Below are 14,609 nucleotides of genomic sequence, written 5' to 3'. Positions count from 1 at the left end.
TACCGGGGCGGGGGACGGTTAGCAGTCGGTCAGGGCGACACTGCCGCCACCCGTGACCGGGGGCCGCTGCTGTTGGCTGTGGTCCCGGGTGCTATCGAGGGTGCTCTTGAGGTCCGCCAGTTCCTTGGTGACCTTGTCCAGCTGGTTGGCCAGTTGCTGGGTCTGCTTCTTCTGCTCGCCGAGTTGCTCACCCAGGTCGCGGCTGTGCTCGGCGATCGCTTCGACGGCCTCGCCGACCTGGCCGAACTCGGCTTGGGTGCGGGCTTCCTTGCCCTTGAGCAGTTCCTTGACCTTGGTGAACAGCGCTGCGCCGACCGAGGGCTTGTCCTCGTATTCCTCGAACTCGAGGGTGCCCTCTTCGGCAGCGCTGAACAGGGTGTCGGGATTGGTCTTGCGGCTGGCGAGGGTCCCGTTCTTGGCGCTGAAAGACAGCGCCTCGGTACCCAGGCTGGCGGGCGAGTCGGTAATGGCCAGGCCGACCAAGTAGGCCTTGCCGGTGTCGGCGAACTTGGGATCGATCTCGACCGAGGTGTAGACCTTCTGCCGCTGCTTGTTCAGTTCCAGCAGCGCCTGGTTGGGCTCCAGTTGGGCGAAGAGGGCCAGCTTCTTCTGCCCGTTGATGTCGATCTCTTCCGCCTTGCACGCCAGCACGTCGCCATAGGCGCCGAACTCACCAGCCGGCCAGGCCCACTTGATGTGCTCGCAGTTGATCCGCGCGCCGTAGGTGTTCGGGTCGTACTGCGCGGCCATCTGCTCGATCCAGTCGCGCTCGATGTTGCGGCCGTCCGTGGTCGCCCCTTCGACGGCGATGCGGAACCATTTGCTGCGGAATTTCTTCATGCCGGGAGTCCTCAATGCGGCTGATGCGGGGTGCATGGCAATGAGGGGCATGTTCGGGACGCGCGCGCGGCCCAGCAATCACGCGGGATTGTAGGGGGCGGAGCTACAAGGGGCGGCGCTACTGAGGTGCGAGGGTGGGCGGCAGCATCTGCGCCATGAACGCTGCCGTCGAAATTCCCATCCGTGACAACCGCCGCCAGGCCAAATTCCTGTACTGGATGGGGTGGCGTGTCTGCGACATCGCCGATCACCTGGGCGAGAAGGACAAGACCCTTCACTCATGGAAGGACCGCGACGGATGGGACCGGGCCGACAGCGTAGAACGGATCGGGGGGGCCCTGGAAGCCCGGTTGGTTCAGTTGATCCTGAAGGACGGCAAGACCGGCGGTGACTACAAGGAAATCGACCTGCTGCATCGGCAGCTTGAGCGCCAGGCGCGGATCCAGCGCTACCAGAGCGGTGGTACGGAAACCGACCTGAACCCCGAGCTTGCCAAGCGTAACGAAGGTCCCAAGCGCAAGCCGAAGCGCAACGACATCAACGAGGAACTGACCGAGAAACTGGTCGAGGCCTTCCTCGACGGTTGCTTCGACTACCAGAACGACTGGTACCGCGCGGGTAATCAGCGAACCCGCGTGATTCTCAAGTCGCGACAGATCGGCGCCACGTTCTACTTCGCCCGCGAGGCGCTGATCGACGCGCTGGAAACGGGGCGCAACCAGATATTCCTGTCGGCCAGCAAGGCCCAAGCGCACATCTTCAAGGCGTATATCCAGGCCTTTGCGCGCGATGCGGTAGGTGTCGAACTGAAGGGCGACCCGATCATCCTGCCGAACGGCGCGGAACTGCACTTCCTCGGTACCAACGCGCGGACTGCCCAGGGCTACCACGGTAACTTCTACTTCGACGAGTTCTTCTGGACGTTCAAGTTCAAGGAGCTGAACAAGGTCGCCAGCGGTATGGCGATGCAGAAGCGCTACCGCCGGACCTACTTCTCGACGCCCAGCTCGATGGCGCATGAGGCCTACACGTTCTGGACTGGCGAGCGCTTCAACAAGGGCAAGCCGGCCGCCGATCGCATCAAGATCGACGTAAGTCATGACGCCCTGCAGCAAGGGCGGCTGTGCGAGGACCGCATCTGGCGCCAGATCGTCACGATCCTCGATGCCGAGGCCCGTGGCTGCGACCTGTTCGACATCGACGAGTTGCGTCTCGAGTACGACGCCGAGGCTTTCCAGAACCTGCTGATGTGCCAGTTCGTCGACGACGGCGCGAGCATTTTCCCGCTGACCATGCTGCAGCCGTGCATGGTCGATAGCTGGGACCTGTGGTCGGAGGATTACAAGCCGTTCGCGCTGCGGCCGTTCGGTGATAGGCAGGTGTGGCTGGGCTATGACCCCGCCGAGACGGGCGACACCGCGGGTCTGGTGGTGGTGGCGCCTCCGGCGGTACCGGGCGGCAAGTTCCGCGTGCTGGAGCGCCATCAGTTCCGCGGCAAGGACTTCGCAGAGCAGGCCGAGTTCATCCGCAAGGTGACCCAGCGCTACTGGGTCACCTACATCGGCGTCGACACCACTGGCATGGGGTCTGGCGTCGCGCAGCTGGTGCGCCAGTTCTTCCCGGGGGTGCGCACCTTCAGCTACTCGCCCGAGGTGAAGACGCAGTTGGTCATGAAGGCCTGGTCGGTGATCAAGAACGGCCGCCTCGAATTCGACGCCGGCTGGACCGACCTGGCCCAGGCGCTGATGGCTATCCGCAAGACCATCACGGCCGGTGGGCGCCAGTTCACCTACACCGCCGGCCGCAACGACAACACCGGCCACGCCGATCTGGCCTGGGCGCTATTCCACGCATTGCAGAACGAGCCGCTCGAGGGGCAGACCCCCGCGAATACCGGGCGCATGGAGATTTTCGGATGAGCAAACGTCGCAGCCACCGCCGCCAGCAGCCAGTTACAGTCCAGTCCGCCCAGGAAGGCGAGTTCATCCCGCGCCAGGGCGGCCGTGCCGAGGCCTTCACCTTCGGTGACCCGATGCCGGTGCTCGACGGCCGGGGCATCCTCGACTATCTCGAGTGCTGGTCGAACGGGCGGTGGTACGAGCCGCCGCTGTCCATGGAGGGGCTGGCCAAAGCGGTGGGGTCGAGCGTTTACCTGCAGTCGGGCCTGAAGTTCAAGCGCAACATGCTGGCCAAGACGTTTATCCCACACCGCATGCTCAGCCGGGCGACGTTCGAGCAGTTCTCCCTGGACTGGCTGACATTCGGCTCGGCCTACCTCGAGCAGCCTCGCTCGCGCCTGGGCACGCGGATGCCGCTGCAGGCGCCGCTGGCGAAATACATACGCCGCGGCACCGATCTGGAGACGTTCTACCAGGTGCGCAGCTGGAAGGATGAGCACGAATTCGAGAAGGGCAGCGTGATCCAGCTGCGCGAGGCCGACATCAACCAGGAAATCTACGGGGTGCCGGAGTGGTTCTGCGCCCTACAGAGCGCTCTGCTGAACGAGTCGGCCACGCTGTTCCGCCGCAAGTACTACAACAACGGCAGCCACGCCGGCTTCATCCTCTACATGACCGACGCCGCGCAGAACGAGGAAGACATCGACGCGCTACGCACGGCGCTGAAGACCGCGAAGGGGCCGGGCAATTTCCGCAACCTGTTCGTCTATGCGCCGAACGGGAAGAAGGAGGGAATCCAACTGATCCCGGTCAGCGAGGTGGCGGCCAAGGACGAATTTGGCTCGATCAAGAACATCAGCCGCGACGACCAGCTCGCCGGCCTGCGGGTCTATCCGCAGCTGATGGGGGTGGTGCCGCAGAACGCTGGTGGGTTCGGATCCATCAGCGACGCAGCAGCGGTCTGGGCCAGCCTGGAACTGGAGCCAATGCAGGCACGCTTGCAGCAGGTCAATGAGCTGATCGGGGAAGAGGTTGTGAGGTTCGCGCCATTCGACGCGCCGGGGGAGAAGTAAGTCCCCTGCGCAGAAACGAGGCGACGCGCCTGTGCGCCAACACGGGCGCGCCGTCGAAGCACTCGAGTATGCCGAGTGATCCAACCAAGGCCTCGCCCCTCTGCGCAGGGGGTGTGAAGCCTAAGCAAAACCCAAGGCAATCACAAGGATCACTTATGTCTACACCTATCGTTCCATGGATGGGCGGCAAGCGCCGCATGGCCAAGCACATTCTGCCGGAGTTCCCTGAGCATGAGTGCTACGTTGAGCCCTTCTGCGGTGGGGCTGCCATCTTCTTCATGAAGGAGCCAAGCAAGGTCGAGGTAATCAACGATTTCGACGGTGAGGTGGTGAACCTCTACCGGGTCGTTGCGCATCATCTCGAGGAGCTTGTCCGGCACTTCAAGTGGTCACTGGTCAGCCGCAAGATGTTCGAATGGGCGAACATGCAGATTCCCCAGACCCTGACGGATATCCAGCGGGCAGCTAGGTTCTTCTACTTGCAGCAGCTCTGCTTTGGTGCAAAGCCGACGGGAAGGACATTCGGCACTGCGGCTACCACGCCACCGAAGCTCAATCTGTTACGCATTGAGGAAAAGCTCAGCGAGGCGCACCTGCGGCTGGCAAGGACGACGATCGAGCATCTGGACTGGCAGGCTTGCATTCGGCGCTATGACCGGGAGCAGACGCTTTTCTATCTCGACCCGCCCTACTGGCAGACCAGTGGGTATGCGCCTGGGGTGTTCCCGCTGGAGCAGTACCACGCTATGGCAGACCTGGCCCGGACGGTGAAAGGGCGTATGGTGATCTCAATCAACGATCACCCAGACATTCGCAAGGCGTTCGCTGGCCTGCGCCTGAAGGCTGTCCCTTTCCGGCATACGGTTGGAGGGGCGCAAGGCAAGGAGGTAGGGGAACTGATCTATTTCAACTGGTAGCCACGCTCGGCTCACTCAAGAAGCCGCCTTCGGGCGGCTTTTTCGTGCCCGTGTGCTGGGATTCCGGGCTTGAACGGTTTTTGCGCCAAAATGGTGCGTTACGGGCTGGGGCGGCAAAAAATGTGGCCAAAACCACCCGGCGCGCGCAGTCGTCCCCCCGCCACGCCTCCGCTCTAAATAGACCTCTTTTTCTGCACTTCTGCACAGCGCCACCAACGGCCCAGGCTGGGCGCTACCTTCCGATTTCCGAACTCGGAAATCCCTGCGAATCCCTGCAGGAAGGGGCCTTCCTGGGGCTTGGTGGCTGCACAGCGGAATACGGGATAGGGGGGTATGTCGAAAAGAGTAATTTCAGTGATCTGCGGTCAGACCACAGCTGGAAGCCGCGTCGTTTGGGGCTTTAGAGATTACAAAGGGGAGTAACACTGGAGTAACTGAAAAAGTAACTTTTCCGTAAGTGATTGATTTTAAAGGCTTTGCTGATCCTGAAAAATCACTTCAAGAAAGAGTAACCAGATTACTTCTATGTTACTCAGAAATTACCTTTTGCCATCGCCGGAAAACCCTTGTAGTTCAACGGTTTGCAGCCGTTCGGCGGGAAAGATTACCGATGTTACTCTTTTTGCAGCCCCCCCCAGTACCTGGGATTTCCCAAGAGCCTACACGGCGGGCGCGCATGCGCGTCGGTTGTTCTGCGTGTGCCTGCAGCTGGTCGGCTGCTTGGGAGTTTGGGAATCCTGAAACGGCCCCCAAAACGGCCCCCAGCTATTTGCGAGAACCTCGCTAGGCCGCTGGAAGGCCCGGAAATACTGGAGCGGGCGAAGGGAATCGAACCCTCGTCATGAGCTTGGGAAGCTCAGGTAATGCCATTATACGACGCCCGCTCGGATGGCTTTTGCGGCCAGGGCGCCTTTTTACCAGATGCGCGGCGGCAGGTGAAGCCCGGGGCGGGGTTTTTGTTGATTTCGCTGGGTTTTTCCGCCAGGGGAGCGGGGCTCCCCGTGGCGGTGGCGGTTAGCTGGCGAGGGCGACGAGGGGGACGCTGGCGCCGTTGGGCTGGGGGCGGTAGATCGGGTTGAGCGGCTGCGTGCGCTGCGGGCGGAGGAAGGCCAGCAGGGCGTCCTGGGTCTGTTGCCAGGCGGCCTTGTGCTCGACGTCGATGAAGTGGCCGGCATTGCGGATGGTGTGGAATTCCGCGCCGCGGATCAGTTGGCCGAACTGGCGGGCTTCGTGGGGCGTGGTGTAGATGTCCAGCTCGCCGTTCATGAACAGCACCGGGATCTCGATGCCGGCGAAGCTCTCGGTATAACTATCGGCGTTCAGGCGCAGCACTTCGCGGATATGGAAGTGCATCTGGTGGTATTCGTGCTCGTCCAGGCTGCTGACGTGGCGGAAGTTGTAGCGCTTGAACAACTGCGGCAGGTAGCGGCCGATGGTTTCGTTGACCAGGTTGCCGATCTGGGTGCGATCGCAGGCGGCGAGGTAGTCGAGGCCGCGATGCAGGTAGTCGAGCATGGCCGGGTTGAGCTGAGGCGAGAATGAGTTGACCACCGCCCTGCGGATCCGTCCGGGACGCTGCGCCAGGGCCAGCAGGGTGGCGACGCCGCCCCACGAGAACGACATCACTACCTCGGCACGGAAGCGTTCGATCAGTTCCAGCAGGATCCTGGCCTCGCATTCCTTGCTGATCGGCGTGTGGTTTTCGTTATGGGGTTTGGACTGGCCGGCATACGGCTGGTCGTAGAGCACCACGTTGTAATGCGGCTGCAGGTACTTCACGGTCTGGGCGAAGGACGCTGTGGTCGACAGCGAGCCGTTGACCAGGATGATGGTCTGCTGCGCCGCGGGGTTGCCGTAGAACTCGGTGTGAATCCTGTATTGCCCGTGGATCTCGATGATGGCTGTTTCCGGCCTCATGTCGCTTCCTCCTGGAATCGTTCGATGGGAACGCGGCGACCTGCTTGTCGCGGCGAATACAAAATGCTCATGGGCAGATGAAAGCGCCTCCCAATGACAGTTGAATGTCATTCGGATGGATTTGATAAACTTTTGATTTTCAACGACTTACAGGCAAATAGAGAGCGTCCGAAATCCTCTCGGATTTTGGCGAAGCGGCTATTGGCCGGGCAGGAAAGGCCGGCGCCGAAGCGCGGGCAGTCACGCGGGCAGTCACGCGGGCTTTCTTGGAAGTCGTTTGTGACTGGTCAGTCACAACGTGAGCGTCAGTTAAGCAGCCGGCGTGCCGGACTGCAAGCCCTGTTTCGCTTTTGGATGGGGGAAGGGGGGCTGGAATCCGACGAAATGCCGCGAGGCAAGTACCGATGCTGCGATTTCGGGATGCCGGGAAGGAAAGGGACGGCGCGGCCGCCGCCCCGGCGGTTCATTTGAGCAGGCTGGCGATGACTTCCGGCGTACGCGCCGCACGTGCCACGGCGCAGCTCTGCGGGGCGAGGAAGCGCGAGGTTTCCAGCCACTTCGGCTGCGGGTAGTAGGCGAACACGTAGCTGCCGCGCTTGAGGGTGTTGATCAGCCGGGCGGCCACGGCCGGGCGTACCGCAGGGCAGCCCTGGCTGCGGCCCAGGCGACCGAGTCCGGGAACCACCCTGGGATCGGCGTAGGCAGCGGAATGCATGACGATGGCGCGTTCTTCGCTCTTGTCGTTGAAGCCCGGCTCCAGGCCAACCAGGCGCAGCGACTGACCATGCTTGCCGGTATAGAGCTGGCCGGTCTGGAACAGCCCGATCGACGACTGGTAGCTGTTCGGCCGGTTGGAGAAGGAGGTGGCAAGGTCATCGCCGCTGTTCTTGCCGTGGGTCACCCACTCTTCGAAGAGCAGCTTGCGGGCCTTCAGGTCGAATACCCAGAGACGCTTGTCGCGCGACGGCCGCGAGTAGTCGATCACCGTCAGCAGGCCGTTGTCGCCGCCCTGGCTCGCACTCGCGCAGGCATAGGCGGTAAGGGCCAGTTCGAGGGTCGGCAGGCTGGCCTGGGGAGCGAGTTTCTGCAGGTCCTTGGCGGAGGGAAGTGGCATGGCGAATACCGGCCCGCTGGCCAGTGCGCAAAGGGTGGCGCCCGCCAGGCTCAGCCTTCGCAGGGCGGCACGGAGGAAGGTTGGCATACGAGCAGTATTCCCATCGGTTCAGTGTGGTTTTTACCGGGTGAGAGGCATTGTGCTCGATTTTTGAACAACTTGCCGACTACTTTTTAAGCGATTTCGTCGGATTGTTCGGTGTTTCCGTGGCGATCACCGTGAAATCGGAGTCGCTGTGGGTGTCCCGGGTCGAGGCCCAGTCGGTGATCACCAGGGTGCTGCCGACGTCCATGGCACCGAGCATTTCGCGGACGAAGGTCGGGTCCATGCGGATCTTGCCCAGTTGCTCGGAGGGTGTCAGGCCCTGTCCCGGGTTGCTCACCTGGACCACCGACCAGCGCAGGTTCGGCGAGGTCTCGCTGATTTCTTCCGGGGTCGGCTTTTCCAGCAGCGAGAACACCGCCATGCCGGTCTGCGGGCGTGCCGGCAACTGCACCGGTGCGGTGCCGATGCGCTGGCCGCCGCGATAGACATAGGCGCGCTGGTCGGCGCGGCTGATCAGCACCGACAACGGACCGCGTTCCGCGCCGGGGTCGTTCCAGGCGATTTCTCCGGGCTCCACCGGCAGCGTCACCGGTCGCCCGTCCGCTACCGTCGGTGCCAGCAGGCCGGGGTGGTCGACTTCCTTCGGCGCGCTGCTGGCGTTGGAAATGATTACCGTGGTGGAGCTGAATCCGGTGATGCCGTAGAGTTTCTTGGCGAACGCCATGGGCAGGCGGATGCAGCCGTGGGAGGCGGGATAGCCGGGCAGGTTGCCGGCGTGCAGGGCGATGCCGTCCCAGGTCAGGCGCTGCATGTAGGGCATGGGCGCGCTGTTGTAGAGGTCGGACTTGTGGTCGACGCTCTTTTGCAGGATCGAGAACACTCCGGTCGGGGTCTCCCGGCCCTTCTTGCCGGAGCTGAGGGTGCTGACCCCGATGGCGATACCGTTGCGGTAGATGTAGGCCTTCTGTTCGGTAAGGCTGACCACGATGGTCACTGGTCCCTGCGGGGAAACCTCCGGGTACCAGAGGTACTCGCCGGGCTTCATGCTCTTCAGCCGCGCCTTGATGTCGGCCGGCGGCAAAGGCGCGTTCGCTGGGCTGGCGGGCGCCGCGTGGAGGCTGCCGACGGCGAAGGCCAGCAGCAGTACGGCAAGGGATCTTTTCATTGGCGCTTTCTCTTGCTCCATGCGGGAAAGGCTGTCGCTCCGACAGATGCCATTCAGCTTAGCGTCGCTCGCGACGGCCGGCCAAACCCCTGCGGTCCGGCCTCTTTCGGTGGACAGGCGGCGGGCGGCGGGGTTTCACACCGAACAGATTTCTTCAGCATTCAGGGGGCGCCAGGCACCCGGCGGCAACTGTGGGTCGAGATAAATATCGCCCATGCGCTCGCGGTGCAGGCGCAGCACCTTGTTGTCGAAGTGGCCGAACATGCGCTTGACCTGGTGATAGCGGCCTTCGTGCAGGGTCAGGCGGGCGCAGCGTGGGCCGATCGGTTCGAGCTGCGCGGGGAGGGTGACCAGGTCTTCGAAGCGGAAGTGGAGGCCGGCGGCGAAGGCATCCACGTAGCGTTGGTCGATGGGCGCCTCGGTTTCCACGTAGTAGACCTTGTCGCGCTGGCTGCCCGGCAGGGTCAGGCGGCGCGACCACTGGCCATCGTTGGTCAGCAGCATCAGGCCGGTGGTGTTGTAGTCGAGACGACCGCCAATGTGCAGGTCGTCGCGCAGGTCTTCCGGGAACAGGTCGAGGACGGTCGGGTGTTGCGGGTCGCGGGTGGCGCTGACGCAGCCCATCGGTTTGTGCAGCATGTAGTAGCGCGCCGGCTTGCCAGCCTGGAGCAGCCGCTCGTCCAGTTCCACCCGGCTGAACACCCGCACCTCGTGGGTGCCGTCGCGCACCACCTGGCCGTCCACGCGCAAGTGTCCACCGGCGATCAGCATCTGCGCGTCGCGGCGGCTGAGTTCGGGCAGATTGGCGAGGAAGCGGTCCAGGCGCATCAGTCGTCGGCGTCGGGCGGCAGCAGTTGCGCGCAGCGTGGGCAGAGGCAGGCGCGGCGGCGCAGCTCGGCGGGAATCCGCTCCAGCACGGCCGCATCGATCTCCGTGGTGAAGCACCAGCAAGCCTGGGTGGCGCTAGCGGGATAGGCCAGGGTGCAGCGGTTGGATTGCTGGCACAGCGGGCAGCGGCCTGGATCGATTTCGCTGTTCATGGCGCGGTGGATGGCTGGCGGGTGCCCAGGGTGCAGGGCCCGGCGCGCGGATGCAAGCATCGTGCGCCAGGCGGGGCGTTTCAGCGGCGAACGGCGTTGGTGATCCAGGGCTCCAGGCGCTGGCCGAAGCTGAGGTGCAGTTCCAGCGGCGCTAGCCGGTAGTTTTGTTCGTCGACCTTGGCGAATACCGCGTGCCATTGTCGTGGCACGTTGATCGCGGCGAGGTCGGTACGGCTGATGTAGCCGCCGACCAGCGTCCTGCCTCCGTCGACCGCGGACCAGGGACGCACCCGGCCCTTGACGATGGCGTAGCGCTGGCGCTCGGGGTAGCGCTGGCGCAGGGCGGCCAGGTCGAGGCCGGCGTCGACGATGAACAGTCGGCTGGCCTCTCCCTGCTCATGCTTCAGTTGGTGGCGAGCGGCTTCCATCTGGCTGGACAGCATTTCGTCCTTGGGCAGGGCCTTGCTGCGGGCGCTGGCCTCGGCCAGGCGCTCCTCGGCCAGGCGTACTTCGCGGCGATAGGCCGGGCCGTCGAGCTCCAGGACCAGCAGCACCTGTTTTTCCTGTTGGCGGCGGTAGCGCCGTACGCTCTCTTCGTCGAGCGCGTCCGGGATGCTGAAACCGAGGGCGCGCATCTGCTCGGGCGGCAGCGGGGGAGCGAGGTCACTGGGCGGCTCGCTGCTCGGCGAGCGAAGCTCCAGGCGCAGTTCGACGCCACTGTTCTCTTCGCTCCAGAAACCGTAGGACCAGTTGCGCTGGAGCTCGCGCTGGCTGAGCACCAGCTTGCTTTCGGCCTCGCCGGACCGGTTCCAGGCGACGCCACCGAGGGCGGCCAGGTTCGCCGCCAGCAGCAGGAGGCTGCCGGCGATCAGGGCGTTGCGACGGTTGCGATTCATGCGTCAGTCCTCGCGGCGATGCCCAGGGGCGTGCGCAGGCGGCGCAGGACCAGCAGGATCAGCAGGGCGCTGAGGCCGAGCACCAGGAAGAACAGGTACTTCGGCATCGCTTCCCACCACCAGTCGAAGAACTTGGTGTAGAGGAAGATGACGAAGAAGGTGATCCCGGTATTGCTCACGTCCGCCCAGTTGCGTCGCGCGCCGAGCCAGATCACAAGGGCGGCGGCGACGAAGCCGGCGACCTGGTAGAGCCCCTCGATGAGCGCCGACGCTAACGCCAGGTAGCTGCCTGAGCCCCAGTTGGCCAGCACCAGCATCGGCAGGAACAGGCCGAGCAGGGCGAACACCCGGTAGATCACGGCGAAGCCGCTGAAGTTGCGCTGCTCGAAGCACAGCGGCACGGCGAAGATCAGCGCGGCGGCGGGGAAGAAGTTCTCCGGTCGCTCGCCTACGCTCAGCCAGTAGCCGCCGCCCCAGGTACCGACGCGCGCGGCGATGAAACCCATCACGCAGAGGATCGCCGCCGCCAGCAGCAGGCGGGCGTTGCACAGGTAGGCCAGGAGCAGGGCGTAGAGCGCCCAGGGCACCAGCGCCAGGTCGCTGGGGGTGACGTTGAATATCTGCCCGAGCATGGTCAGGTCGAGGACGAAGCAGGCGAACGCGACCATCGCCGCCAGCTTGCTGAAGTAGCCCGAGGCGTCCTTGGCCTGGACCCAGAGCGTGGCGAAGAACGCGGCGAAGGCGCTGCCGATCAGGATCGCCACCTGGGCGACGGTGGGGAACAGGCCCCAGAAGCGATAGAACAGCAGGAACACGCTGGCGGCGAAGGCCAGGGCGCCGAAGAACGAGGCTACCCGCATGCCCAGCGAAAGTTGCTGGCTGCGCAGGTCGTGGTCGATGTCGAAACGGTCGCGGTAGCTGTCCAGCAGGGCCAGGTGATAGTCGGCGAGTTGCCGGGCCTGGGCCGGTTCGAGGCGGAACGCCTGCTCCTGGTCGAGGCGTTGCAGCTCGCGCTGGAACACCAGGATGTCGTTGGCGCGCTGCTGTGCCTGGGCGCGGTCGATGGGTTGCATGCATGCTCCTTGAGCGGTTCCGGCGGGGCCGGCAGTCCTTGGTCCGCGCACTCTACCGAGAAACGCCGGCTGCGGTCACGTTCTGGAGGCCCGTGTCGTTGGTCGGATTCAGGGAATTTCCGTTTTTTCCTTCGGTCTCTATTGCAGCCGGGTTGCAACCGCCGCAACCGGCTTCCCGCTCCATCGGGATCTTGTCCAGGCGTGGTTCGGCTGCGTTCTGCGATGAAGGAGAATGCTGATGGTCATGCGATTGTTCGGGCTGCTACTGGCGGCCTTCCTGATGAGCGGTTGCAGCGTTCGGGTGCCGGGCGCCTACGTCGAACTGGATCCGTTCGACGATGGCTACTACGGCTACGATCGCGGCGGCCCGCCCCATTGTCCTCCGGGCCACGCCAAGAAAGGCTGGTGCTGAGCCCACTTCCATTTCCCGAGTCTTCACGTCGTATGCGCGCCTCGCGGCGTCGCCGGTCGTCCGGCCGGTCGGCAGCGGGGCCGCAGGAGGCTGCCATGTGGCGCACATTCCTGAGAGTCCCGCTTCTTCTGCTTCTCGCCAGCCTGGGTGGCTGCGCGGTGTATGACTACGACTACGATGACGGCGATTGGCGCCACTATCGCGGCCAGCCCTACGGCTACGCCTACGAAGTGCCGCGCTATCGCGTGTATGACGATGGCTGGCGCAGCGAACGGCGCTACTACTCGACGCGCTACTACGACCAACGCTACTACCCGGCGCCACGCCGCTACGATGGCCACCGCGACTACCGGCGCGAGCAATATCGCTACCAGCAGCGCTACCACGAATCGCGCCCGGCCCATCGTGGCGAGCGGCATCCGGGCAACTGGCAGCGCGGCGGCCAGCCGCAATGGCGCGGGCATTCTCCGCAACGCTGGCAACAACACGGTCGGCAGGATCGTCCGGGACACCAGGGCCAGCAGGGCGGGACACCTCGCTGGCGCAACTGAGGTGCGCAAGGAAAGGCGGCGCCTGCGGGCGCCGTCGTGCTTTCCAGTCGAAAGTGCGGACCCTCTTGGCGCATTTGCTCGGCACACTCTGCCGATACCGAAACGAGGAGGTTCCCATGAGTCATTTTCTGTCGTTCGCCAAGGGCGCCCTGGCGATGTTCTGGCTCGTCGCGCTGGTCAACCTGGCCTACCCGCTGGGCGAGTTGCATCGACCGATCCTGCTGTTGTCCGGCGTGCTGGTGCTGGTCCATGCCGCCGAGATCCTGCTGCTCAACGGGCGTCTCAAGGCGCGCCCGGCACCTTGGCTGGAGCGCCTTCAGGTGCTGCTGTTCGGCGTCCTGCACCTGCGTAGCCTCGGCTGATTTACCCAGGCTTTACTCTCGCCGCGGGCACCGCCCGCGCGCCGCGCAGTCCGATGTGCAGGTTCCGGAACAGGCAATCCTCCCGCATCCGCAGGAGAGGCCGGAACCGCACAGGAGGCGCCATGCGTCGTTTGCTTTCCCTGCTGATCCTCGTCCTGCCGCTGTCGGCCTGCGTGGTCTACGACCGCAACGACCACCGGCATCGTCCCGACTACCGCTACGAGCGCTATCACGACCGCGACCGTGACAACCGCGGGCGCGACTGGAACCGTTCCTGGCAGGAGCGCCGCGACGACGCTCGCTGGCGCTGATCCTCAGGTGGCGGCGAAGCGCCGGTCCTGTTCCAGCACCCGCTCGACGAACACTGCCGCGGCCGGCGACAGGCTGCGGCCGGCGCGGCTGACCAGACCGTAGGCGGAGCCCTTGGCGCGGGCGGGCTCGGCGCCGGCGGGCCAGGGCAGCAGCGCCAGGCGGCCGGCCTCGACGTCGGCGGCAACCACGTCCCAGGGCGCCAGGCTGATCAGCTCGCTGGAGCCGACCAGGCCCTTGAGCATCAGCACGTCGTCGCACTGTATGCCGAGCGGTTCTTCGCGTTGCAGCAGGCGCGCCAGGTCGCCGCGGACTGCCTCGGGCAGGCGCGGGCCGGCCAGCGGGTAGTCGGCCAGTTGCTCGGCGCTCGGCCTCACCAGACGCAGCAACGGATGGCCGGGGCGGCAGAAGAGTACGCCGGGATACTCGCGTAGCGGGTGGATGCGCAACTGCGGATCGCCTTGCAGCTCGCGGATATCGGCGACGAAGAGTTCGACGGCGTCATCCAGCAGGCGCTGGCGTAGGGTCTGCCAGTCTTCGATGAGCAGTACGACGCGCACGCGTGGGTGGGCGCTGGAGAAACCGGCCAGTGCCTCGGGCAACAGCCGTGCGGCGGGGAAGGGACCGCCGCCCAGGCGTAGCTCGCCGCTGTCGAGATTGGCCAACTGGCTCACCGCGTTGTGCAGTGCGCGATGCCCGGCCAGCAGGCGCCGAGCGTGTTCCAGCACCAGCCGGCCGTGGGCCGTGAGGGCCACGCCGCGGCTGCCGCGCTCCACCAGGGTGCAACCCAACTGTCCCTCCAGCGCCTGGATGCTGCGTGACAGCGCCGGCTGGCTGAGATTCACCGCTTCGGCGGCGCGGGCATAGTGGCCGTGCTCGGCGAGGGCGACGAAGTGGCGGAACTGGCGTAGATCGCTCATGCGGACTCCGCATCGAATGTGGACCTGGAATGCATTGGAATTATTGCCGTGCCGCTCGGCATAGTGCCAGCCGAAGC

At 64.7% G+C, this 14,609-nt stretch carries 16 protein-coding genes and 1 tRNA gene; 7 read left to right on the top strand and 10 right to left on the bottom strand.

The features are described from left to right. Window positions 1-18: 18 nt before the first annotated feature. Window positions 19-840, bottom strand: a complete 822-nt coding sequence (locus ACM0M4_RS23105) for a GPO family capsid scaffolding protein (protein ID WP_034004887.1) — start codon at window positions 838-840, stop codon at window positions 19-21. 155 nt (window positions 841-995) lie between these two features. Between ACM0M4_RS23105 and ACM0M4_RS23100 the strand changes: the two genes are divergently transcribed. The 3 genes from ACM0M4_RS23100 to ACM0M4_RS23090 all read left to right on the top strand — a co-directional run bounded on the left by ACM0M4_RS23100 (window position 996) and on the right by ACM0M4_RS23090 (window position 4,728). After that, the gene (locus ACM0M4_RS23100; RefSeq protein WP_034004890.1) at window positions 996-2,759 is read left to right on the top strand and encodes a terminase ATPase subunit family protein; all 1,764 of its coding nucleotides are present in this window, start codon (window positions 996-998) and stop codon (window positions 2,757-2,759) included. Beyond that, complete coding sequence (locus ACM0M4_RS23095) at window positions 2,756-3,811, top strand: phage portal protein (RefSeq protein ID WP_034004888.1); 1,056 nt, start codon at window positions 2,756-2,758, stop codon at window positions 3,809-3,811. Before ACM0M4_RS23100 ends, ACM0M4_RS23095 begins: the two co-directional genes overlap by 4 nt. Window positions 3,812-3,966: 155 nt before the next feature. Then, the gene (locus tag ACM0M4_RS23090; protein ID WP_023116059.1) at window positions 3,967-4,728 is read left to right on the top strand and encodes a DNA adenine methylase; all 762 of its coding nucleotides are present in this window, start codon (window positions 3,967-3,969) and stop codon (window positions 4,726-4,728) included. Window positions 4,729-5,538: 810 nt separating this feature from the next. Here the strand turns inward: ACM0M4_RS23090 and ACM0M4_RS23085 are convergent. The 8 genes from ACM0M4_RS23085 to ACM0M4_RS23050 form a co-directional block, all read right to left on the bottom strand. Beyond that, window positions 5,539-5,612 (bottom strand) — tRNA-Gly (locus ACM0M4_RS23085). Between the two features lie 130 nt (window positions 5,613-5,742). Then, complete coding sequence (phaG, locus tag ACM0M4_RS23080; protein WP_054376031.1) at window positions 5,743-6,645, bottom strand: (R)-3-hydroxydecanoyl-ACP:CoA transacylase; 903 nt, start codon at window positions 6,643-6,645, stop codon at window positions 5,743-5,745. Between the two features lie 463 nt (window positions 6,646-7,108). After that, the gene (locus tag ACM0M4_RS23075; protein ID WP_003085453.1) at window positions 7,109-7,846 is read right to left on the bottom strand and encodes a murein L,D-transpeptidase catalytic domain family protein; all 738 of its coding nucleotides are present in this window, start codon (window positions 7,844-7,846) and stop codon (window positions 7,109-7,111) included. Window positions 7,847-7,925: 79 nt separating this feature from the next. Continuing rightward, a complete protein-coding gene (locus ACM0M4_RS23070; RefSeq protein WP_003098363.1) occupies window positions 7,926-8,969 on the bottom strand; it encodes a L,D-transpeptidase in 1,044 nt (347 codons plus the stop codon). Between the two features lie 135 nt (window positions 8,970-9,104). Then, a complete protein-coding gene (locus ACM0M4_RS23065) occupies window positions 9,105-9,797 on the bottom strand; it encodes a pseudouridine synthase (RefSeq protein WP_023104853.1) in 693 nt (230 codons plus the stop codon). Continuing rightward, window positions 9,797-10,009 (bottom strand): cysteine-rich CWC family protein, encoded by a 213-nt coding sequence (locus ACM0M4_RS23060; RefSeq protein WP_003098360.1) that lies wholly within the window; start codon window positions 10,007-10,009, stop codon window positions 9,797-9,799. Before ACM0M4_RS23060 ends, ACM0M4_RS23065 begins: the two co-directional genes overlap by 1 nt. Window positions 10,010-10,089: 80 nt before the next feature. Then, window positions 10,090-10,905 (bottom strand): DUF4824 family protein, encoded by an 816-nt coding sequence (locus ACM0M4_RS23055; protein ID WP_003098357.1) that lies wholly within the window; start codon window positions 10,903-10,905, stop codon window positions 10,090-10,092. Further along, complete coding sequence (locus tag ACM0M4_RS23050; protein WP_016253815.1) at window positions 10,902-11,978, bottom strand: DUF2157 domain-containing protein; 1,077 nt, start codon at window positions 11,976-11,978, stop codon at window positions 10,902-10,904. Before ACM0M4_RS23050 ends, ACM0M4_RS23055 begins: the two co-directional genes overlap by 4 nt. Window positions 11,979-12,210: 232 nt before the next feature. On the opposite strand from ACM0M4_RS23050, the gene ACM0M4_RS23045 reads away from it, so the two are divergent. The 4 genes from ACM0M4_RS23045 (at window position 12,211) to ACM0M4_RS23030 (ending at window position 13,614) form a co-directional block, all read left to right on the top strand. Beyond that, window positions 12,211-12,390: a hypothetical protein gene (locus ACM0M4_RS23045; protein ID WP_003098355.1), complete on the top strand. Its 180-nt coding sequence runs from the start codon at window positions 12,211-12,213 to the stop codon at window positions 12,388-12,390. Window positions 12,391-12,485: 95 nt separating this feature from the next. Next, entirely contained in the window at window positions 12,486-12,941 is a 456-nt protein-coding gene (locus ACM0M4_RS23040; protein ID WP_003114164.1) for a hypothetical protein, read from the top strand. Window positions 12,942-13,057: 116 nt separating this feature from the next. Beyond that, complete coding sequence (locus ACM0M4_RS23035; protein ID WP_003085479.1) at window positions 13,058-13,303, top strand: DUF1145 domain-containing protein; 246 nt, start codon at window positions 13,058-13,060, stop codon at window positions 13,301-13,303. A gap of 122 nt (window positions 13,304-13,425) precedes the next feature. After that, window positions 13,426-13,614, top strand: coding sequence for a hypothetical protein (locus ACM0M4_RS23030; RefSeq protein WP_003098351.1), 189 nt, complete (start codon window positions 13,426-13,428; stop codon window positions 13,612-13,614). 3 nt (window positions 13,615-13,617) lie between these two features. Here the strand turns inward: ACM0M4_RS23030 and ACM0M4_RS23025 are convergent, their stop codons facing one another. Then, entirely contained in the window at window positions 13,618-14,532 is a 915-nt protein-coding gene (locus tag ACM0M4_RS23025; RefSeq protein ID WP_003116515.1) for a LysR family transcriptional regulator, read from the bottom strand. Between the last annotated feature and the right edge of the window lie 77 nt (window positions 14,533-14,609).

This window comes from Pseudomonas sp. 18-147, assembly GCF_051048045.1.
Classification (GTDB): Bacteria; Pseudomonadota; Gammaproteobacteria; order Pseudomonadales; family Pseudomonadaceae; genus Pseudomonas; species Pseudomonas aeruginosa.
Note: the sequence above shows the minus strand (reverse complement) of the source record. Positions and strands in the feature narration are given on the sequence as shown.